We start from the raw sequence: 20,797 nt of genomic DNA, 5'->3' as shown, positions 1-20,797 counted from the left end.
CCGATGAACTTGAAGTGGTTGAGTACCCTGATGATGGATTTCGCGGCCTCGGCGACCTTGGCCGCTCGCGCCGCGCCCTGGAGTTTGCCCACCGCCTTGGCGAAGCGGATCACCAGTTTTCCGACGCCCTTGAGCACGCCGCCCAACACCGGGATCAGCGCCAGCACCATCACGCCGAGCATCGCCCATTCCCAGACGTCCTCGCGTTTCTTGGGATCGTCGGACAGGCCGATGCTGACCGCGATCAGGTCGCGCACGGCGGTGGCGTCGCCGAGTAGCGGAATGCAGCCGATCACTGCGTCCGTGATCACCTGCGAGGTGGTCATCTTGTCGTTGAAGCTGCCTTGTACCGTACCCCAGATCCATTGCCCGGTTTCCATCGAGGCGGCCTTGAAACCGGCCCAGGTCCAGCCGGGCGGCGGCTGGTTGTGCATCTGATCCGTCATGCGTGAATGCCTCCCTAACCTGTCTCGCCGCGTTGGTCGCCCCCTACAGTAGGCAGCCGTCGGACAGCGTTGTGCGGTAGGGCAGTCCGGCGATCGGCGAGCCGTTGGTGTCAGCGTGCTCCTTGTCAAAATACCACATAATATATGCAGTATTAGGTCGCGCTTAGCCAGGCGTCAAGCCGCACAGACGGTCTCGATCGTCTGCCACACGGTTTCACCAACGAGCTTTTCCGCAATGCCTGCGCTATCTGATCAAGAATGCCGGCTTTGTATTGCCGAGATTTGGCACATGGCTGGATTCTCTAGTTCTTGGACGGGCAAACGGACCGCAACGACACTTCAAAGCGCGAGGGCAGACGGATGGAACTGAAGGTGCTCGGTCCGACCGAAGCGGAGGCGCCGCCGCAAAAGGGTTGCTCGGCAAGTGGCTGCGGCAGCAGCGATGACCAACTGGCGCATCTGCCCGATCATATCCGCGAGAAGGTCTACAACCATCCCTGCTATTCGGAGCAGGCGCATCATTGACTACGCCCGCATGCACGTGGCGGTGGCGCCGGCCTGCAACATCCAGTGCCACTACTGCAACCGCAAGTACGACTGCAGCAACGAGTCGCGCCCCGGCGTGGTGTCCGAACTGCTTACCCCCGAGCAGGCAGTTCGTCGACGCCGCATTCTAAGGCGTTGGCCAGCGCGCCGGCCACCTTGAGCGCGGAGTGGGCGTCGTTGCACTGGCCCATGTCGAGCAGACGGGGGATGCCGCCGATGTCGCCGTAGGCATGCTTGTTGAAGCGGTACTTGGCGCAGCCGAGGGTCAACATCACGGTGTCGTCCGGGGTCTGGTCGGCGAGCTCGGTGTAGTAGTTGCGCCCGGGTTTGGCGCCGTCGCAGCTGCCGATGACGAAGAAGTGCTTGATCGCGCCGCTCTTGACCGCGTCGACCACCTTGTCCGCCAGCCCTAGCACGGTGTCGTGGCCGAAGCCGACGGTGACGGTCTGCTCGGGGGCGTCCTGCTTAAAGCCGGGCATCGCCTTGGCCGCCTGCACCACCGGCGCATAGTTGCCGTTGTCGATATGACGCACGCCTGGCCAGCCTACCGGCCGGTGGTGAAGATGCGGTTGCGGTAGCTCTTGCCGGGTTCGATGAGGCAGTTGGACGTGAGCACGATGGGGCCGGGAAACTCGGCGAATTCGCGTTGCTGGTCCTGCCAGGCGCCGCCGTAGTTGCCGGCCAGGTGTGGATATTTCTTCAGGCCGGGATAGGCATGGGCGGGCAGCATCTCGCCATGGGTGTAGACGTTGATGCCTTGTCCCTCGGTTTGCTCGAGAATCTGCGCGAGGTCGTGCATGTCGTGGCCGCTGACCAGCAGCGCTTTGCCGGCCAGGGGCGTGACGCGCACGGTGCTGATTTCCTGGTCGCCGAAGGTGCCGTTGTTGGCCCGGTCCAGCAGTTCCATGACCTTGAGGTTGAGTTCGCCGGCGGAGAGCGCGTGGGCGAGCAGGTCCTCGATGTCGGTCGGGTTGGCGGCAAGATAGTCGAGCATGGCTTCGATCCCCGCGTCGATGTCGGCGTCGCGGTAACCGAGCACGCGTGCGTGGTGCGAATAGGCGCACACGCCCTTCATGCCGTACAGGATCAGCATGCGCAGGCCGTTGACGTCTTCACCCACGGCTTCGTGGCCTTTGTTGACGGCGACTTCCGGCGCCTGGGCCAGCAGCCCGTCCATGTCGGCGGCGGGCTGGAACTGCGCCGGCCCCTGCGGTTGCTCGGCAGTCACGCCCTGGGTTTCGGCGGCGGCCAGATAGCGCGCCTTGAGGTCGTCTCGGATCTCCGCGGCATGCTTGATCATGTTGACGAAGCGGGTGGGCGTGAAATTGACGTTGGTCAGCGTGGTGAAGAAGCCGTATTGAATGAAGTCGTCCGCACCCTGGTCGGTTATGCCGAGAGCGCGGGCGCGCAGGGCGTACTGTGCGATGCCCTTGATCTGGTGGATCAGGATGTCCTGCAGGTCTGAAGTGGTGGCATCCTTGCCGCAGGCGCCGTGGTCGGTGGCGCAGCCGAGCACGGCGTCGTTACGCTGAGTCTGTTCGCATTGGTAGCAAAACATGTAGTCGTCTCCCGTCTCGTTGATGTTCGATACGGGAGGCAGCTTAGTTTTCAGGCGGGCGGGGGCGCCTTGACCAAGATCAAGCGGCTCGGAGCGGTTTTTCGGAGGTCGGCGCGTTTCGTCTAATCGGTGTATTCCCGCTCGAGTGCGTCTTCCTGAATCGGGGCGGATGTTTCCGGAGTACCCGGTCGTTGTGCCCTGCCGCGCGCATGGAATCTTGATCCTCGCGCGGCGTGCGGTGGGGCGAAACGCAGAAAGCCGATATCCCGGGGTACGTCGTCATAAACCGCTTCCATCCCACCGTCCATGAAATAGGCTTCGTGCCAGTAGCCCGTGCCTCCCGAATCGCGCAGGAATTGCCGCCACCAGGCGGCATGGGGTTCCGAGCGTGCCCAGGTTTCGAGCGAGTCGAAGTCGCGCCAATACTGGCGTATGTCTACATGCGGCGGAACAAGTGAAAACAGAAACGTTTCATGCGCGAGCAATCCGTCGGGATTCGCCTCGACCGATTGCGCTATTTTCGGGCCGAACCCGAATAGCGTTTTCAGCCCGGCCACCGCATTTACGCGCATGCCCAGATAAATTACGACGAGATCGGGGAAGTTCGATAAATCCACCGTCCGGCGCTCGATTTGTCTCCTGCGCTTGTTCATGGTGCGGCACCATGGCGTTGTGTGGCGCACAGCGATATTGCTTCGTGACATGCATGGGGTATTGCATCGGTGGCTGACCTCATGGGCGCGCACTATACGGACGGATGATGACCCATGAGCATGCGTGTGGCAAAGGCGTTGAGGGATTCGATGCTGGCGGCGTCGAGTTGACGTTTGAGTTCTTTTTGCATGACCCCCAGATCGCGGCGCGCCACGGAGAGTTTGGCGCGTCCGTGTTCGGTCAGACAGACGTAGAAGGAACGACGATCGCTGGGGTGTTCGACACTGATCAGTAGACCGTTCTTGACGAGTTCGCTGACTTGCACGCTGCAGCTGCCGCGGGTGATGGAGAGCAGTTCGGTTAGTTCGGTGACGGTGCATTGGTCCAGGCGATCGATTTCGTTCAGCATGCGGAATTGCGGGATTCTGAGCCCGGAATACATCAGTGACACCGAAGCATTGCGTTCGAGGGTCTGCAGTGCCTTGAGCAGTCCCAGTAGGTCCAGTTCGATCGGAATTTCTGACATTGTTTGTTCGCCAAACTAATTAAAAATTGTGAATTGCAGTACCTGGGAACTGAGCTTTTAATTAAATGCGAATGTTGTGAATTACCGCAATGCTTTCCCAAACAAATTGATGAGGTGACCGTGATGGCTTCCGCAACCGCTCTTCAGCCGCATGCCGACGATGCCTTGTTGGCCCGTATCTCCGCGATGGAGGAACAGCTGTCGAACCTGCAGAGACAGGTGCCGCGCGACGAGGTTTCGATCATTCTGCTCTCCAGCGATTTCGACAAGGCGATGGCGGCTTTCATGATGGCCAACGGCGCAGTGGGCATGGGCATGGAAGTGTCCATGTTTTTCACTTTCTGGGGCTGCAGCGTCATCAAAAAGGGACGCAAGCTGAAGGGCAAGAGTTTTAGCCACAAGCTGATCAACCTGATGTTGCCGGCGGACAGCCACGCTCTTGCGCCCTCCAAGATGTCATTCGGTGGCGTGGGGCGGCGTTTCTTCAATCACGTCATGAAGGGCGAGATGACACCCCTGGATGAGCAGATCGAGATGGCCAAGGAACTGGGAATCCGTTTCCAGATCTGCGCTCCGTCTTTGTCGATGATGGGATTCGATGACGATGAATGGGTCGTGCCGGTGGAGGTGTGCGGCGTCGCCGCCATGTACGAGAGGGCCCTCAATGCCAGAACGGCCTACTTCGTTTCCTAGGGCCTGTTTGGACTAGTGAGTGGTGCGTAGGCCCTAGTAGTCAGCGTGTTCCTAGGCGCCACGCAGGAGTAGCAATGCGGCATAGACAAGCAGGCCGGCGAGCAGGGCGATGCCCAGATTGCGGGTGCGGTGCTTGATCCACAGCGCCGCGCTCAGGGCGATGACCTGCAGCACCAGGAGCGGCCAGTTCGGTAGCGTATGCGCCGGTATCAGTTCGACCCACAGGAAGGCGGCGATCAGCGCCGGACCGACGGGTTCGAAAATCCGGTTGACGCGGCTTTCGCCGTCGGATTGTCGCGCGCCGGCGAGCATGCCGGTGAGTCGCAACAGGTAGGTGCCGGCGGCGGCGAGTCCGATGGTGAGCCAGAAATCGATGTGCGTCACGGGCGTTTCCATATCAGACCGACCGCTACGCCGCCGAGGCCGGCGGCGATTAGCGCCCAGGAGGTCATGCCGGCGGCGTGCAGTATGGCGGCCAGGACCACGCCTGCGACCGCTGCGCCTGCGCCGCGCGCTCGCGTGACCAGCGGTTCGAGCAGAAGCACGAAAAGCAGGGGCAGCGCGAATTCCAGCACCGGTTTGAGTATGGGCGAGAGTGAGAGAATGGCGGTGCCGCCCAGGGCGCCGAGCAGCGTGCCGCCGACCCAGGCGAGATAGGCGCCGCATTCCAGTCCCAGCATCCAGGCGAAACGTTGCCTCGGATCCAGCCCCGTCAGCGGCGAGGCGAAGGTGGTGGCGAAGACTTCGTCGGTCAGCCCCAGCGACAGCACGGCGCGGCGCCGGTGGCCCAGCCCCCGCAGTTTGTCGCCGAGCGTGGGCCCGTAGATGAGATGGCGCAGGTTCAGCGCCAACGCGAGTCCTGCCGCGGCCAGTGGCGTGGCGCCCTGGGCCAGGGTGCCGACCAGTACGAATTGGCTGGCGCCGGCGTAGACCAGGGCGGACACGGCGGTGGTGAGCCAGGGCGACAGGCCTGCGCCCAGGGCGCTGACGCCGAAGGCGATCGCTACCGGGACGTAGCCGGTGACGACGCCGAAGCTGGAGACAAGGCCGCGAAAGAAGTGCTTCATGGTTGTGGCGCGACTCCACGGCGCGCGAACGCAAACAGGTGGGTGCCCGCGTCCAGCTTGTGCGGGCCGTCTGAGGGGCGGACGCGGTGATGTTCCAACAGCCGGAGGCCGGCGTGTTCGGCGAGCTGAATTAGGCGTAGCGGATGCGTAGCCAATTCTTCCGGAGCGTTCAGGGTGCGGCCCAGCGCTTCGAGTTCCATCACCAGCGGTTCGGTGGACGGATCCGGCGGCACAGCTGCGAGATCGCGTCGTAGCCGATTGATGCCCGCGATGGCTTGTTCGAGGTTGCCGTGCAGCGCGTCGGCGAGGACCGAAGGCAATCGATCCAGCAGCATGCGTGCGCGAGCGCTGCCATCGGCGGCGGAGGTGTCCGCCCGAGCGAGGCGGGCCAGTGGCGGCAGCAGTCGCGTCAGGTGGTGGCGCATGAGTACCTGGGCGCGTTCGCGGGGGTGTGCAAAGCTCCCGGTCAAGTCTTCGGCGATCAGCAACAGTCCGACGGGAGCCAGTGATCGCCCTGCTTGGTGCAGGAAGGTGACCGCATCGCCCTGTTGCAGGACGTCGAAGGCCAGCAGGGCATGGGCTGAAGGGGTGTCGGCGGGAACGGTTCCGGTAGTCGTGTGTTTAACCCTCCAGACCGGACACAGTTCTTCGAGCATGGGCTGTAGATCCGCGGCGCTGTGGTTGTCCACCACCAACGCATCGATCGACGATGCGGGGAGGTGCCGGATTGCGAGGTTGGCCATCGAGACTGCCAGCCAGGGGTTGATGGCGCTGGAGGCAGGCAGTGCTGTCGCGTTATCGGCCGCCAGACCCAGTGTGGCGAGAATTTCTGCGGCCAGGGTGCGCTCGACGCCGGAGCTGCCGTTTCGCAACTCGAGCAAGTGCTCGGTCTGGGCCTGCGTCAGCGATGCGGTGCTGCGCAGGGCGTGCAGTTCGAATGCGGTCTCCAGCGCTGCGCTCTGGTGTGTGGCGTGCGGCGGTGGACCTAGATCAATACGGTCGGTCGGGATAGGCAGAACGATCAGTTCCAGACCTTTGGGGCAGGCGGATACGAAACCCTGTACCGGCTGATGGGCCGCTGCCTGCATGCAGCCGGCGAGCAGCTCCCGCAGTCGCCGTTCATCGGTCTGCTCGATGGTGTCGGCGGCCAGCCGCAGAGAGTGCGCATTGCCGCTTTGGCTGCTCGCCAACAGCAGCCGTGCGATCCGTGTTTCGAGTCTGCCCCATTGCTCATCGTTGCGCGGCAGGGACTGCCAGGCGAGATTGTCGTCGGCGAGCGGCGGGGTCTCGGGATACTCCATACGCACCAGCACCGAGGCGGGCCCGCCGACGCTGAAATAGCCGTGCGGAAGGTTGGCATCGAAGTCGAGGATTTCGCCCTCGTCCAGGACAACGCTTTCGACGATCGGGCCGGCTTTGATCCGACCGCTCAGCACGGTGGCCTGTTCGCGCACGCCACGGCCGTGCGGCGCCGACATACGTTGGCCGTCCGGCGCAAGCTGCAGCAAATAGCTTTCGCCCCGCGATGGGCCGAGGTGTTGTTCGATAAGATGAACGGTAGCGCTTTCGTCCGCCAGGCTGGCGGTTTGCGCTTGAGCATCGGAGACCAGTTCGCCGAAAGGGACGTCGAGAGCGTTGGCTAGAGCCCACACGGTAGAGATGGTTGGATTGGCGGCACCGCGTTCCAGCTCTGATAAGGTTGCCTTTGAGAGACTTGATCGCTCGGCAAGTGCGCTCAGGGACATGTTGCGCGTGGCGCGGATGCGCGCCACGTTTTGACCGATTTGGGCAGAGATGGACATGAGAATCACGGATAATCGAAGGGAATGTCGTTCAGTTTAGTAAACGATTATTCCGTGTCAACCGATTTTCGTTCGTTATGGTGTTTTTGTCCGTCTGCGAATGTCTTCAGTTCCGAGCGGAGCACTGGCCGTCGCGCGCGAGTCCGGCCAGCCAGGCGTTCAGCTCGTGGCTGAACTGCCCGATCGCGGCGTCGGTCGCCTGAACGCCGGCGGGGGCATTGGCGGCTTGAGCAGGTATGTCGATGACGAAGCGATGTGCCGAGAGCTGGCGATGGGTGCGGACGTTGCTGAGGCTGGCGCGCACGGCCAGATGGATTGTGCTGCGGGGGCCGGTGACGCGCTGCAGCAGAGCCAGAAGCTGGGTGTCGAGTTGCAGGGGCGCGCCGGCGGGTGCGTCGGGGGCGAGTACCGCCTCGAACAGTCCGCTGGCACTGACGGATTGAACCAGTATGGGTTCCAGCATTCTGGCCGGTGGTGCCGCCCAGCGGTGAAATGCGAAGTTGGCAATCGTGCCGGGGTTTTCGCTGTAGCGCATCGCCGGGCCGCCGAAACCGGCGGCAGCCGTTGGCGCGGCGATGCGTACGGCCGGACAGGCGGGGGATGTCCTGGCCGACGCATGAGTGTCGGAGAGTGTGATGCGGTAGCTGGTGAGCGCGTGCGGCGGTGGTCGCTGGGGTAGCACGGAGCAGCCGGCGAGACCCGTGGCCAATATCGCGGCGGCGGACAGTCCCGCGCGGCGGCCTGGCGTGATGAACGCTGCGGTATTTCTCATGGTGCTTATTCTCCGGGGCCGGGTTTGCGCGGTGTCGGACCGTAGAGCAGCGCGCTCGGATCGTGCTGCAGCTGTTCGCCGAGCCGGCGGTAGGTATTGGCGGCATCGCCGAGTTGCTGCAGGGCGCTGTCGAGCTGCGGCATGGCGCGCTGCACCGAAAGTGCCGCCGAGCCGACCTTGTCGGCGGCGCTGTTGAATCGCTGCGTGCTGTGATCCAGCTTGTCGACGAGCGTCGGCAGCTTGCTCACGCTGTGGTTCATGTTGTCGATCAGCCCAGGCAGCTTCGATGTGCTGCGGCGGATGTCGCGTAGCGTGGCGTTGAATTGGGTGAGGGTATCGCCGATACGGCTGCTGTTGGCGGCGAGCCTGCCGCTCAGGGTGTCGAGGTTCGTGATGGCGGACGAGAGGTGTTTCATGTTGCGGTCGCTGAGCAGGATGCCCAGGCGTTTGCTGACGGTGGTGAGGCTGCCCCCGACCTCGGTGAGAATGACGTCGAGGCGCTGCAGCAGGGACGGGGCGCTGGGGATGACCGGGTAGGGTTCGCCGGGCTTGCGCGTGAGTTGGGGGGCGCCTTTGGAGCCGCCTGTCAGACTGATGAAGGCGATGCCGGTGATGCCCTGCATCTGCAGCGTGGCGTGCGTGTCGGTCTTGATCGGCGTGCCGTCGATGATGTCTAGCACGATGCGTACTTCCTGAGGATTCTGCGGGTCGAGGCTGATGGCGGTCACGTGGCCGACTTTGACACCGTTGTAGCGCACGGCCGCGTCGGGCGGCAGTGCCCACACCGATTCGCTCATGAGTACGAGATAGCGCGTATAGCTGTGGCGCGGACCGCCGGCGGCCAGCCACAGCAGCACGGCGATTGCGGCCGCGCTCAGCGCAAGCACGAATACGCCGACTAGGGCGTAATTGACACGCGATTCCATATCTCGATTCCTCCCCCTCAAGAGTCCTTGCCGGCCGTTTGCGCGGCAAAAAAGCGGTGGGTGCGCGGATCGGTGCTGGCGGCTACTTCCAGCGGTGAGCCCTCGGCCAGTATGACGCCGTCGCCCAACAGAATCACACGGTCGGCTGTGCGCTGCACCGTGGTCAGGTCGTGCGTGACCATGATCACGGTCAGCCCCAGGGCGTCGCGAAGCTTGATCACCAGCTCGTCGATCGCGCGGGCGCTAAGCGGATCCAGGCCGGAGCCGGGTTCGTCCAGAAACAGCAGTTCGGGGTCCAGCGCCAGGGCTCGGGCCAGGGCGGCGCGTTTGCGCATGCCGCCGCTCAGCTCGCTGGGGTAGAGGGTGGCGCTTTCCGGCGGCAGGCCGGTCAGGGCGATCTTGAGTGTGGCGATCTGGTGGATCGTCGCGCCGGGCAGGCGGGTATGTTCCTGCATCGGCAGGCAGACGTTCTCCAGCACGGAGAGTCCGCCGAACAGTGCGCCGGACTGGAACAGCACGCCCATGCGTCGGCGCAGGCCGATTTCCTCCTGGGACCCGGCGCGTACGTCGCGGCGGCTGAGGATTTCGACGTGTCCCGCCTCGGGGCGGCGTAGCAGCAGCATTTCGCGCAGCAGGGTGGTCTTGCCCGAACCCGAGCCGCCGACGATGGCGAAGATTTCGCCGCGTTTCACCTCCAGGTCGATGCCTGCGTGGACGACGCGGGAACCGTAGCGCGTTTCGATACTGCTCAGGTGCAGGACGGTTTCGCGCGTCATATGCCCAGCCGGTTGAACAATACGGAAAACACCGCGTCGAGCACGATGACCAGAAAGATGGATTGAACCACGCTCATAGTGGTGCGCTGGCCGACGCTTTCGGCGCTGCCGCGGACTTTGAAACCTTGGTAGCAGCCGACTGCGGCGATCACGACGGCAAAGATGGGCGCCTTGGCCAGGCCGACCAGATAGCTGGAAACGCTCACGGCTTGGGCCAGGCGATCGAGGAAGGCCGTGGCACTAATGTCGAGTACAGTGCGGCCGATCACCATGCCCCCGAGTATGCCCATGACGTCGGCGAACAGCGTCAGCAGTGGCAGGGCGATTATCAGGCCGAGCATCTTGGGAGCGACCAGCACTTCCAGCGGGCGTATGCCCATGGCGCGGATCGCGTCGACCTCGTCGGTTACCATCATGGTGCCGATCTGCGCGGCGAAGGCCGATCCGGTACGCCCGGCGACGATGATCGCAGTCATCAGGGGCGCCAGTTCGCGCGCCATGCTGATGCCGACCAGGTCGGCGAGGAAGACGTTGGCGCCGTACTGGCGTAGGAATACAGCGCTCTGGTATGCGATCACGACGCCGATCAGGAAGGACAGCAGACCCACGATGGGCAGCGCGTTGACGCCAGCCTGCTCGATGGTCTTGAGCAGCATGCGCGGACGCAGCCGCCGCGGTACGGCGAAGGCGCGCAGCGTGGTCAGCGCGCCTGCGCCCACGAAGCTGAGAAACTCGTAGCCGATGCTCAGGACGGTTACGCTCTCGCGGCCGATTTTCTCCAGTAGGCCGGGGTGTCTGCGGGTGGCTTTCGCTTCTCGCGGGTCGGTCTGCGCGGCGACGAGTTCGAGCATGGCGGCGACGTGTTCGCTGGCGCCGTGCGTGTCAGTCTTCCGGCCGGCGCTTCGGCGGTCGGCGAGCAGGCGCTCAATCAGCCAGGCGCCGGCGGTGTCGAGTCTGGCGACGCCGCTGAGGTCGAGCGTGAGTTCGGCAGCGCTCGGCAGCGCCCGTGGCGATAGGCGGCTCTCGATGTGGTTCAGGCGCGTCGCGATCCAATGACCTCGAAGGCGGATCACGTCGCGTTCTATCTGTAGTTGGGGATCATCCGGGCTCATGGATACGAACTTTGGCGGATTTCCTGCATGGCGGCAATGTCTACGCGCATTGTCAGTGCTTCTCGGCCGCATGGAGAGTCTGATCGACCAGCGCCCGGGCGGCGTTCGACAGCGTACGGGCACGGTGCTGCACAAAACCCAGCGTGCGCCGCAGCGGCAATTCCGCGACCTCTAGGGCGCGTACGCTGTCGTCGAGCATGGTACATGGCAGCGCGCTCCAGCCAAGTCCGATGGATACCATGCTGCGAATGGTTTCCAGGTAGTTTGTTTCCAGTCGTACGGCAGGATGCAGGCCTTGCGCGCCCATGGCCTGTTCGATCACGCGGCGGGTGAAAGTGCCCACGGCGGGCAGGATGGCGGGGAAGTCGGCCAGCGCGTCGACGCTTTGTGCGGGCAGTCCGGCCAGTGGATGATCGGGAGCGACGACGATGGTGAGCGGGTCGTCCCACACCGCAACGGCAAGCAGGGCCGGCGGCGTGCGCTGCGGCAGCGTGACCAGGGCCAGTTCTAGCTCGCCGTGCTCGACCAGGTTGCAGCCCTCCTCGGAGTCCAGAAAGCGCAGGTCCAGATCGACGTCGGGGTAGCGATGCGTGTAGCGGCGCAGCAGGTCGGGCAGTCGGTGCAGGCCGATGTGGTGCGAGGTGCCGATGCTGAGGGTGCCTGCTACGCGTCCGGACAGGTTGGCGAGCAGGCGTCGGCTTTCGTTGAGTTCGAGCAGGATGCGGCGCGCGCTGGGCAGTAGGGCGTGGCCTGCCTCGGTGAGCTGCACGCTGCGGGCGACGCGGTCGAACAGGCGTTCCCCAAGTTCGCTTTCGAGCTGACGGATGCGTTTGCTGACCGCCGGCTGGGTGAGGTGCAGCCGGGTGGCCGCTTCGGAGAAGGAGCCGTGGTCGGCGATGGCGGTGAAGGCCTGCAGGGTGCTGATGTCCATGGGGGAGGCTCATATATTCCTATAGGGAATGTATCACATGAAATATGGCCATTTGAGTTATATATTGACCGGGATTAGTCTCGGCCTACACAGCGAGGAGGCGTGATAGATGACAGGAAAGACGCTTTACGACAAATTGTGGGATGCCCATGTCGTGCGCAGCGAGGCGGACGGCACGGCGCTGCTCTATATCGATCGGCATCTGGTGCACGAGGTGACCAGTCCGCAGGCCTTCGAGGGGCTGCGTCTGGCCGGGCGCGAACCGTGGCGTGTCGACAGCATTCTGGCGGTGCCGGATCACAATGTTCCGACCACCGACCGCGTACGCGGCATCGATGATCCGGTCGCACGTCAGCAGGTGGATACCCTGGACGAAAACTGCCGCGTCTACCACATCACCGAATTCAAGGTGGACGATCCGCGCCAAGGCATCGTGCATGTGATCGGGCCGGAGCAGGGCGCGACTCTCCCGGGCATGACGGTGGTGTGCGGCGATTCGCACACCTCTACGCACGGAGCGTTCGGCGCACTGGCGCACGGCATCGGTACCTCCGAGGTCGAACACGTGCTGGCCACGCAATGCCTGATCCAGAAGAAGTCACGCAACATGCGTGTGCGGGTGGAGGGCGAGACCGGACCCGGCGTCACCGCCAAGGACATCGCGCTGGCCATTATCGGCGAGATCGGCACCGCCGGCGGTACCGGCTGCGCCATCGAATTCGCCGGTTCGGCGGTGAGTGCGCTGTCCATGGAAGGGCGCATGACGCTGTGCAACATGACTATCGAGGCCGGCGCGCGTGCGGGCATGGTGGCCGTGGACCAGACCACCATCGACTATCTTGAGGGTCGTCCCTACGCCCCCAAGGGCGATCAGTGGGACGCAGCGGTGGCGGCTTGGAGCGAGCTGCGTAGCGATGACGACGCCGCGTTCGATCACGAGGTGGTGATCGACGCCACGCAGATCCGCCCGCAGGTCACTTGGGGCACCTCTCCCGAAATGGTCGCGCCGGTCGACGCCAGAGTGCCGGATCCGGCCGCGGAGGCCGACTCCGTGAAGGCCGAGGGTATACGCCGCGCCCTGAGCTACATGGGGCTGGAGGCGGGTGCGCCGATCGAGGAAGTCATGATCGACAAGGTGTTCATCGGCTCCTGCACCAACTCGCGCATCGAGGATCTGCGTGCCGCCGCGGCGGTGGCCAAGGGTCGTAAGGTGGCCGATAACGTCAAGCTGGCGATGGTGGTGCCGGGTTCGGGCCTGATCAAGCGCCAGGCCGAGGAAGAGGGTCTGGACAAGGTCTTCCTCGAGGCCGGTTTCGAATGGCGCGAACCGGGCTGTTCCATGTGCCTGGCGATGAACGCCGATCGGCTGGAGCCGGGCGAGCGCTGCGCCTCGACCTCGAACCGCAATTTCGAGGGCCGGCAGGGGCAGGGCGGGCGTACCCATCTGGTGAGTCCGGCCATGGCCGCGGCGGCTGCGGTCGCCGGGCATTTCGTCGACGTGCGTTCGTTGTAAGGAGTCAGAATCATGCAGGCATTTACCACGCATACGGGCAAGGTGATTCCGCTCGATCGGTCCAACGTCGATACCGACGCGATCATTCCCAAGCAGTATCTGAAGTCGATCAAGCGCACCGGTTTCGGTCCCAATCTGTTCGACAGCTGGCGCTATCTCGATCCGGGCGAGCCCGGCATCGACAACGCCACGCGCCGACTCGACCCGGACTTCGTGCTCAACGCTCCGCGCTACGCGGGCGGCTCGGTGCTGCTGGCACGCAAGAACTTCGGTTGCGGTTCCTCGCGTGAGCATGCCGTATGGGCGCTGGACGACTATGGCATCCGTGCGGTGATCGCGCCGAGCTTCGCGGACATCTTCTACAACAACAGCTTCAAAAGCGGTCTGCTGCCCATCGTGCTGGACGAGGCGGTCGTCGATGAACTGTTCGCCGGAGTTGAGGCGATGCCGGATTATGCGCTGACGATCGATCTGGAAGCACAGACGGTCACGACGCCGGATGGGCAGAGCCACGGTTTCGAAGTCGATCCCTTCCGCAAGCATTGCCTGCTCGAAGGCCTGGACGACATCGGCCTGACGCTGCAGCATGCCGAGGACATCCGTGCTTACGAAGCCAAGCGGCGGCAGCAGGCCCCGTGGCTGTTCGCAACAGGCGGTTGAAATTTACTCATGCGGTACGATAGGGCGTCAAAGTCAGGCTCAGACTGCTCATTTTTTATGTGTAAACTGGGCTGGTTGGCAGGCCTTTCCTTGTGCCTGCCAACTACGCGGCTGGCGCGAAAGTCTTTTCCGGAAAGATTTTTTACCCGATTTGCCTTTCTTTCGCACTCGCCTGAGGGGTTTCAATCGCCTGTTGGTTCGTACCGGTGAGCGTGCCGGCGTGGATTCCTGTCACCATCTCCGCGGCGATTTTTCAGGTCTGGCGCACCGCCCTGCAGGCGCGGCTGCGCGAGTCGCTGTCGCCCAGCGGAGCGGGCTTCGTGCGTTATCTCTACGCGTTGCCGTTGGATCTGGCGATGCTGCTGCTGGCCTGGGTTTGGCTGCGGCCGGAGCTGCCGGCGTTGTCGCCGCAATTCCTGCTGCTATGCGTCATCGCCGGCGTGGCGCAGATCGTCGCGACCGTGTTGCTGATCAGCGCTTTCGGCATGCGCAACTTCGTGGTCGGCACGGCCTATGCCAAGACGGAGGCCGCGCAGCTGGTGGTGATCTCGGTGGTGGTGTTCGGCGTCAGCCTGCCGTCGCTGGCGACGGCAGGGATACTGCTCGCGGTGATCGGTGTGTTGCTGCTGTCCTTTGCCGGGCGGCGCATGAGTCCGGGCGAGCTGTTGCGCGCCTCATTCCAGCCGGCCGCTTTATATGGTCTGGGCGCGGGCCTGTGCTTCGCGGTCACCGCGCTGGCGCTGCGCCAGGCAAGTCTGGCGCTGCCGGCTGCGCTGCCCGCGCTGTTCAAGGCGCTGCTGATGCTGCTGGTGACCAATGTGTTGCAGACGGCGATGCAGGGTGGGTACATGGCCTGGCGCCAGCGCCCGCAACTCGCGGCCTGCCTGCGAGCCTGGCGCCGTGCGGCGCCGGTGGGAGTGCTGTCGGCACTCGGTTCGGTAGCCTGGTTCACCGGCTTCGCATTGACGCATGTCGCGTTGGTGCGCGGCCTGGGGCAGATCGAAATTCTATTCACGTTCCTGGTCGGTCATTTCTATCTGCGCGAACGGGTGCGCATAGGCGAGGTTGCGGCGCTGGTACTGGTGGCGTTCGGCGTGGTCATGATCGCCGCGTCCGAAATGTAACCGCATAAAATGATTTTCTTAACGTTTCGAGGAGTCGAAAGCCATGAGTCGTAAAATTCTGGTATTGCCGGGTGACGGGGTTGGTCCCGAGATCATCGCCGAGGCGGTGAAGGTGATCGACGCGCTGAAGATCGGACACGGGCTGGACGTCGAACTCGACGAGGCGGCCATCGGCGGCGCCGGCTACGACGCCGCGGGCCAGCCGTTGCCGGAGGCGACTCTGGCCAAGGCGCGCGAGGCGGATGCGATCCTGCTCGGCGCGGTCGGCGGTCCGCAGTACGACACGCTGCCGCGCGAGCTGCGCCCCGAGCGTGGTCTGCTGGCGATCCGCAAGGAGCTGGGCCTGTTCGCCAACCTGCGGCCCGCGCTGCTCTACCCCGAGCTGGCCGAGGCCTCGACGCTCAAGCGCGAGGTGGTCGAAGGCCTGGACATCATGATCGTGCGCGAACTGACCGGAGGCATCTATTTTGGCGAGCCGCGCGGCGTGCATACGTGCGAAGACGGTGAGCGCGAAGGCTTCAATACGCTGGTTTACCGCGAGTCCGAGGTCGAACGCATCGCGCGCGCGGCCTTCGAGACGGCGATGAAGCGCGGCAAGCGACTGTGTTCGGTAGACAAGGCCAACGTGCTCGAGGTCTCCGAATTCTGGCGCGAGATCGTGGTCCGCGTGAGCGGGGATTACCCCGAGGTGGAACTGTCGCACATGTATGTCGACAACGCCGCGATGCAGTTGGTGCGCGCGCCGAAGCAGTTCGACGTGATGGTTACCACTAATATGTTCGGCGATATTCTTTCGGATGCGGCCTCAATGCTGACCGGTTCGATCGGCATGCTGCCTTCGGCCTCGCTGAACGCGTCGGGCCAGGGTATGTACGAACCCATCCACGGCTCAGCGCCGGACATTGCCGGGCGCGGTATGGCGAATCCGCTGGCGACCATTCTCTCGGCGTCGATGCTGCTGCGCCACTCGTTGGGCGAAGCCGTGCTGGCCGATCGCATCGATGCGGCGGTGGGCTCGGTGTTGGGGCAGGGTCTGCGCACGGCCGATATCGCACGTGAGGGCGAAGCCGTTGCGAGCACTGCCGAGATGGGAGCGGCAGTGGTTGCAGCGCTTTAGGCCTGACGTACACAGCAGGATTGCGAGAGGAATCAATGATGATGCGAGTTGGATTGGTGGGTTGGCGCGGGATGGTCGGTTCCGTGCTCATGCAGCGCATGCAGGTCGAAGGGGACTTTGCGCTGATTGAACCCCGGTTTTTCAGTACTTCCAACGCCGGTGGCGCGGCTCCGGGCTACGGCGGTTCAGGCGCCCTGGCGGATGCCTACGATCTGGCCCGCCTCGGCGAGATGGATGTGATCGTTACCTGTCAGGGCGGCGACTATACGTCGCGGGTCTATCCGCAACTGCGCGGGGCCGGTTGGGATGGTCACTGGATCGACGCCGCTTCCACGCTGCGTATGAGCGAGGAAGCGGTGATCGTGCTCGACCCGGTCAACCGTGATGCCATCGATGCGCGTCTGGCCGCCGGCGGCCGTACCTGGATCGGCGGTAATTGTACGGTCAGCCTCATGCTTATGGGCCTCGGGGGCTTGTTCCAGGCCGGTCTGGTCGAGTGGATGAGCGTGATGACGTACCAGGCGGCCAGTGGTGCGGGGGCGCAGAACATGCGCGAACTGCTGATGCAGATGGGCGCCCTGCGTGATGCGGTGGCCGGCGAGCTGGCCGATCCGGGAGCGGCCATTCTCGACATCGACGCCAAGGTGAGTGCAGCACTGCGCTCGCCGGAGCTGCCGACCGAATATTTCGGGGTGCCGCTGGCCGGCAGCCTGATTCCGTGGATCGACAAGCGACTCGACAACGGTCAGAGTCGCGAGGAATGGAAGGGACAGGCGGAAACCAACAAGATACTCGGGCGTGAGGCCGATCCTCTGCCGATCGACGGTTTCTGCGTGCGAGTAGGCAGTATGCGCTGCCATTCACAGGCGCTGACCATTAAGCTGACTCAGGATGTGGCGGTGGCCGATATCGAAGCCCTTGTCCGCGAAGCCAACGATTGGGTGCGACTGATACCCAACGAACGCGAAGCCTCCATGCGCAAGTTGAGCCCCGCGGAGGTCAACGGCAGGCTGGAGGTGCCGGTGGGGCGTCTGCGCAAGTTGAACATGGGGCCGCAATACCTGGGCGCATTCACCTGCGGCGACCAGTTGCTGTGGGGGGCCGCCGAGCCTCTGCGCCGGATGCTTCGCATCTTGCTCGAAAGCCGCGGCTGAGCTTTTTCGCGCGGTAGTGTCGGGCCTGTTTGCGGATGGTTTCCGCCGGGCTCCGGCGACCGTGGCTGGGCGGCTGCGGCAGGCGTGCATGGGGGGAGGTGGCTCGTCCTCGGACTTTTTTGTTGCGGATGCAATGTTCGCAATGGTGTTCAAAGCGTCGAGTTTTTGATAAAACACCACTTATAATCTAAAGTTACCGCGGTAATCTCGATCGCGTATCAGGAAAATGGCCTACGTCGGAGCGGCCTGCAACCCACGAGCGCGGGTATAATCGACGATCACAATGATCACTCCGAACAAGCTTATAAAATTGAGGGGATCGGAACGTGCGTAGACTGGCCTTGGGCTTGTCCCTCATGGGGTGCCTCCTGGCGCCCGTTACTTCCCTGGCGCTCGGGCTCGGTTCCATCGAGGTTAGCACCACGCTTAACCAGCCTCTGCAGGCCAATATCAAGTTGGTCGGGACCAGTCCTGGCGAAGTGCAGGGTATGAGCGTTCGGCTTGCCTCCCCGCAACTGTTCCAGCAGGTTGGCATCCCGCGTCCCGATTATCTGGATAAGCTGCAGTTCAAGGTCGTGAGCGGTAGCGGCGGCGAACCCTATATTCAGGTCACCACCCGCGGTGCGGTGAAGCAGCCGTTCCTGGATTTTCTGTTGGAGGTGAACTGGCCCGGCGGGCGATTGCTGCGTGAATACACCGTGCTGCTCAATCCGCCGAATTACATGCAGGGTAAGCCGGAGGCTTCGGTGATCACGCCGGTCGCCGCGCCCGCACCTATGGTCAAACGGGCCCGGGCGACAGCGCCGGCCCGCCCCGCCGCCAGGCAGCAGGCCAAGTCTGCGGCTGCAGCACCGTTGCAAAAAAGCGGTGCCGCCGCCAGCAGCTATCGTGTGAAGAAGGGCGATACTCTGTTTAAGATCGCCAGCCGTATGCGCCCGAACGCTTCGACCAGCATTAATCAGATGATGATCGCGCTGGTCAAGGCCAATCCCGATGCTTTCATCCACCGTAATATCAACGGTTTGAAGCAAGGCTACGTGTTGCGTATGCCGCCAGCCGGCGCCCTGCCCGGCATTAGCCAGAGCCGGGCAGCTGCCGAGGTTCGCAAGCAGAACGGTCTGTGGCGTGAGTATGCTGCCCGAATGGCCGGCAGTACGGTTGCTCAGAGTCAGCTCAAGAACGGTGAGAAGTCCTCGTCGACCACGGCCACGGCCACGGCCACGGCCAAGCCGTCTTCGTCGGCAGCGTCCGGTTCGCGTCTCAAGATCATGGGAACCGAGGCGAGCGCCAGCGGCGACGGCAAGGGCTCGTCGCAGGTCGCCATGGCTGGAGACAATGCGGCCAGCAAGCTGCAGCACCAGCTTTCCCTGGCGGAGGAAGCCACTGCTTCCAATCAGCAGAAGATCTCGGATCTCGAGTCGCGTCTGACGGCGTTGCAGGGCATCGTCGACAAACAGCAGAAGTTGATCGACCTTAAGAATCAGCAGTTGGCCAACCTGCAGCGGAAACTGGCGGCGAACGCGACTGCCGTGACGCCGTCGGCTGTACAGCCTGCGGCGTCCTCGACCCAGGCGTCTGCCGCACAGGCGGCTCCCGCCAAGACCACGGCGATGGCTCCGGCCACGACGGTCGAACAGTCGGCTGCGGCTGTTCCTGCCGCACCGTCGACCATGGCCGCACCCGCGCAAGCCAAGCCCGAACCGGCCCCCGTGGAACAGCAGACGCCCAAGCCGGCTGCTGCGCCGAAACCGGTCGTTTCCGCACCCAAGCCGGCGCCGCGGCCGAGCCTGATCAGCGACCTGCTGGGCAACCCCAGCATGCTTATGGGGGCCGGCGGGGTTGGTTTGCTGTTGCTGACATTGCTGTGGCTGGTCGTGCGCCGCTCCTCCAAACCGCGTGACGCTGTCAAGGAGACGCAGCCGGAAGAACAAGTCGCCGATGAGAACGCGCCGTTTTTCGATGCCGGCGACGCTGCAGAGGAAGAGCCCGAGACCAGCATCCCGGATGAGGTGGAGCAGCCGGCACAGGCCGAGGAAGACGGGTTCGACGAGACGACCGTGGAGGCCGGTGAGGACGACGAATCCGACTCGAATGCAGCCAAGGCGGAGGCTAGCGCAAAGGCGGCCGAAGCGGCGGACGACGTGTTGGCCGAAGCCGACGTGTACATCGCGTATGGACTCTTCCCTCAGGCCGAAGACGTGCTGCAAAAGGCTCTGACCGAGGATTCCAGTCGCAACGATTACCGTGCCAAGCTGCTCGAGTGCCATTTCGGCGCAAAGAACGTTTCCGAATTCGAGTCGGGGGCCAAGGAACTGTATGGCGCCTTGGCGCACCCTGAAGTCGATCCGCTGTGGATTCGCGTGGCTACCTTGGGCAAGGAATTGGTGCCGGACAACCCGTTGTTCACGGGAACCGATACTGGAGGCTTGACGTCCGCCGACGTGATGGCCCCGGAACCGGAAAGCGACGAGCTTGATCTTGGCGACAGCGAGTTCGATCTCGGCGATTTGTCGGATGTCGACGCCGAGAGTGATTTCGATCTGGGAGAAGCCGAGGGCGAAGAGTCGGAATCCGATGAGGCGCTGGATCTCGGCGAACTCGACCTGGGTGAGGATGAGTTCGCGGACGTCGAGGCTCAATCCTCCGAGGAGGACGAGTCAGTGGATCTCGGTGACTTGGATTTGGGCGAGGATGAGGCGGCTGATCTCGACGCATCCGCGGGCGAGGGCGAGGCTGCGGAAGACGCGCCCGCGCCACTCGAGCTTGGCGAAGAATTGGAAGACGTATCTGCTGAGGAGAGCGGTACGCCGACAGAGCTTTCTCCAGAGTTGCCGGGAGAACAGAAACCGTCCGTCGAGGAACAGTTGGATGAGCTGGATTTCGATCTCGACGATCTGGATATCACTTCGGAGGCGCCGGCAGAGGAATCCGTGTCCTCCTCAGACGATACCGGCCTGGATCTGGATATCAGCGATCTGCCCGATATCGGTTCCGGCGACGGGCAGGACGAGGGCGACGATTTCGAGTCCCTCGATCTCGATACCGGGGCTTTCGATCTGGAAGCGGAGACCTCCGGTTTGGAGGATGCGACCGCGTCGGGCGAGACCGATCTCGACACCGATCAGGGCTTGTCGCTGGACGACCTGCCCGAACCCGAGGCCGGTCTTGATGCCGAAATCGCGAGTGCGGAAGCCGATACCATGGGCGACATGATCGGTGACGAGGTCGCCACCAAGCTGGATCTGGCTCGTGCCTATATCGACATGGGTGATAGCGAGGGTGCTCAGAGTGCCCTGGAGGAAGTCATGACCGAGGGCAGCGACGAGCAGAAGAAGCAGGCGGAGGAACTGCTCAAGCAATTGAGTTGATCCGCAAGCGCTGGATGTACGGAGGCCGGGCGGCTGAAAACTGTCCGGCCTC

General features: G+C 63.6%; 17 protein-coding genes and 3 pseudogenes. 8 read left to right on the top strand and 12 right to left on the bottom strand.

All coding sequences use genetic code 11. From position 1 onward, the window contains the following. Window positions 1–446, bottom strand: a pseudogene (locus P8014_RS02155) (hypothetical protein); the annotation flags it as partial. 360 nt (window positions 447–806) lie between these two features. On the opposite strand from P8014_RS02155, the pseudogene P8014_RS02150 reads away from it, so the two are divergent. Beyond that, window positions 807–1,110: pseudogene (locus P8014_RS02150) on the top strand (nitrogenase cofactor biosynthesis protein NifB); the annotation flags it as partial. Here P8014_RS02150 and hcp read toward each other — a convergent pair. The 3 genes and pseudogenes from hcp to P8014_RS02135 form a co-directional block, all read right to left on the bottom strand. Further along, a pseudogene (gene hcp / locus P8014_RS02145) lies at window positions 1,085–2,550 on the bottom strand (hydroxylamine reductase). The pseudogenes P8014_RS02150 and hcp overlap by 26 nt on opposite strands. Before the next feature lie 122 nt (window positions 2,551–2,672). Beyond that, window positions 2,673–3,296 (bottom strand): DUF4188 domain-containing protein, encoded by a 624-nt coding sequence (locus P8014_RS02140; RefSeq protein WP_337815655.1) that lies wholly within the window; start codon window positions 3,294–3,296, stop codon window positions 2,673–2,675. Further along, window positions 3,296–3,730 carry a MarR family winged helix-turn-helix transcriptional regulator gene (locus tag P8014_RS02135; RefSeq protein WP_337815654.1) on the bottom strand — a complete coding sequence of 145 codons (435 nt, stop codon included), beginning with the start codon at window positions 3,728–3,730 and terminating at the stop codon, window positions 3,296–3,298. Before P8014_RS02135 ends, P8014_RS02140 begins: the two co-directional genes overlap by 1 nt. Window positions 3,731–3,733: 3 nt before the next feature. Between P8014_RS02135 and P8014_RS02130 the strand changes: the two genes are divergently transcribed. Continuing rightward, window positions 3,734–4,423 carry a DsrE/DsrF/DrsH-like family protein gene (locus P8014_RS02130; protein WP_337815653.1) on the top strand — a complete coding sequence of 230 codons (690 nt, stop codon included), beginning with the start codon at window positions 3,734–3,736 and terminating at the stop codon, window positions 4,421–4,423. Between the two features lie 51 nt (window positions 4,424–4,474). On the opposite strand, the gene P8014_RS02125 is transcribed toward P8014_RS02130, so the two are convergent. From P8014_RS02125 to P8014_RS02090, 8 genes are all read right to left on the bottom strand, one after another. Beyond that, entirely contained in the window at window positions 4,475–4,807 is a 333-nt protein-coding gene (locus tag P8014_RS02125) for an AzlD domain-containing protein (protein ID WP_337815652.1), read from the bottom strand. Beyond that, on the bottom strand, window positions 4,804–5,490 hold the full coding sequence (locus P8014_RS02120) for an AzlC family ABC transporter permease (RefSeq protein ID WP_337815651.1): 687 nt from the start codon (window positions 5,488–5,490) through the stop codon (window positions 4,804–4,806). Before P8014_RS02120 ends, P8014_RS02125 begins: the two co-directional genes overlap by 4 nt. Continuing rightward, window positions 5,487–7,292 carry an XRE family transcriptional regulator gene (locus P8014_RS02115; protein ID WP_337815650.1) on the bottom strand — a complete coding sequence of 602 codons (1,806 nt, stop codon included), beginning with the start codon at window positions 7,290–7,292 and terminating at the stop codon, window positions 5,487–5,489. The genes P8014_RS02120 and P8014_RS02115 overlap by 4 nt, the downstream gene beginning before the upstream one ends. A gap of 106 nt (window positions 7,293–7,398) precedes the next feature. Continuing rightward, window positions 7,399–8,064: an ABC-type transport auxiliary lipoprotein family protein gene (locus P8014_RS02110; protein WP_337815649.1), complete on the bottom strand. Its 666-nt coding sequence runs from the start codon at window positions 8,062–8,064 to the stop codon at window positions 7,399–7,401. Between the two features lie 5 nt (window positions 8,065–8,069). Further along, window positions 8,070–8,990: an MlaD family protein gene (locus P8014_RS02105; RefSeq protein ID WP_337815648.1), complete on the bottom strand. Its 921-nt coding sequence runs from the start codon at window positions 8,988–8,990 to the stop codon at window positions 8,070–8,072. A gap of 17 nt (window positions 8,991–9,007) precedes the next feature. Then, complete coding sequence (locus P8014_RS02100) at window positions 9,008–9,766, bottom strand: ATP-binding cassette domain-containing protein (protein ID WP_337815647.1); 759 nt, start codon at window positions 9,764–9,766, stop codon at window positions 9,008–9,010. Then, window positions 9,763–10,878 (bottom strand): MlaE family lipid ABC transporter permease subunit, encoded by a 1,116-nt coding sequence (locus P8014_RS02095; protein WP_337815646.1) that lies wholly within the window; start codon window positions 10,876–10,878, stop codon window positions 9,763–9,765. Before P8014_RS02095 ends, P8014_RS02100 begins: the two co-directional genes overlap by 4 nt. Window positions 10,879–10,930: 52 nt before the next feature. Then, window positions 10,931–11,809, bottom strand: a complete 879-nt coding sequence (locus tag P8014_RS02090; RefSeq protein ID WP_337815645.1) for a LysR family transcriptional regulator — start codon at window positions 11,807–11,809, stop codon at window positions 10,931–10,933. A 109-nt stretch (window positions 11,810–11,918) separates the two neighbouring features. Between P8014_RS02090 and leuC the strand changes: the two genes are divergently transcribed. From leuC to P8014_RS02060, 6 genes are all read left to right on the top strand, one after another. Next, the gene (gene leuC, locus P8014_RS02085; RefSeq protein WP_337815644.1) at window positions 11,919–13,322 is read left to right on the top strand and encodes a 3-isopropylmalate dehydratase large subunit; all 1,404 of its coding nucleotides are present in this window, start codon (window positions 11,919–11,921) and stop codon (window positions 13,320–13,322) included. Window positions 13,323–13,334: 12 nt separating this feature from the next. Further along, a complete protein-coding gene (leuD, locus tag P8014_RS02080) occupies window positions 13,335–13,982 on the top strand; it encodes a 3-isopropylmalate dehydratase small subunit (protein WP_337815643.1) in 648 nt (215 codons plus the stop codon). Window positions 13,983–14,188: 206 nt separating this feature from the next. After that, the gene (locus P8014_RS02075; protein ID WP_337815642.1) at window positions 14,189–15,106 is read left to right on the top strand and encodes an EamA family transporter; all 918 of its coding nucleotides are present in this window, start codon (window positions 14,189–14,191) and stop codon (window positions 15,104–15,106) included. A gap of 43 nt (window positions 15,107–15,149) precedes the next feature. Continuing rightward, a complete protein-coding gene (leuB, locus tag P8014_RS02070) occupies window positions 15,150–16,223 on the top strand; it encodes a 3-isopropylmalate dehydrogenase (protein WP_337815641.1) in 1,074 nt (357 codons plus the stop codon). A gap of 38 nt (window positions 16,224–16,261) precedes the next feature. Continuing rightward, complete coding sequence (gene asd, locus P8014_RS02065; protein WP_337815659.1) at window positions 16,262–17,377, top strand: aspartate-semialdehyde dehydrogenase; 1,116 nt, start codon at window positions 16,262–16,264, stop codon at window positions 17,375–17,377. A gap of 326 nt (window positions 17,378–17,703) precedes the next feature. After that, on the top strand, window positions 17,704–20,745 hold the full coding sequence (locus P8014_RS02060; protein WP_337815640.1) for a FimV/HubP family polar landmark protein: 3,042 nt from the start codon (window positions 17,704–17,706) through the stop codon (window positions 20,743–20,745). The last annotated feature ends 52 nt before the right edge of the window (window positions 20,746–20,797 follow it).

The organism is Acidihalobacter sp. (genome assembly GCF_037381185.1).
GTDB lineage: Bacteria > Pseudomonadota > Gammaproteobacteria > DSM-5130 > Acidihalobacteraceae > Acidihalobacter_A.
Note: the sequence above shows the minus strand (reverse complement) of the source record. Positions and strands in the feature narration are given on the sequence as shown.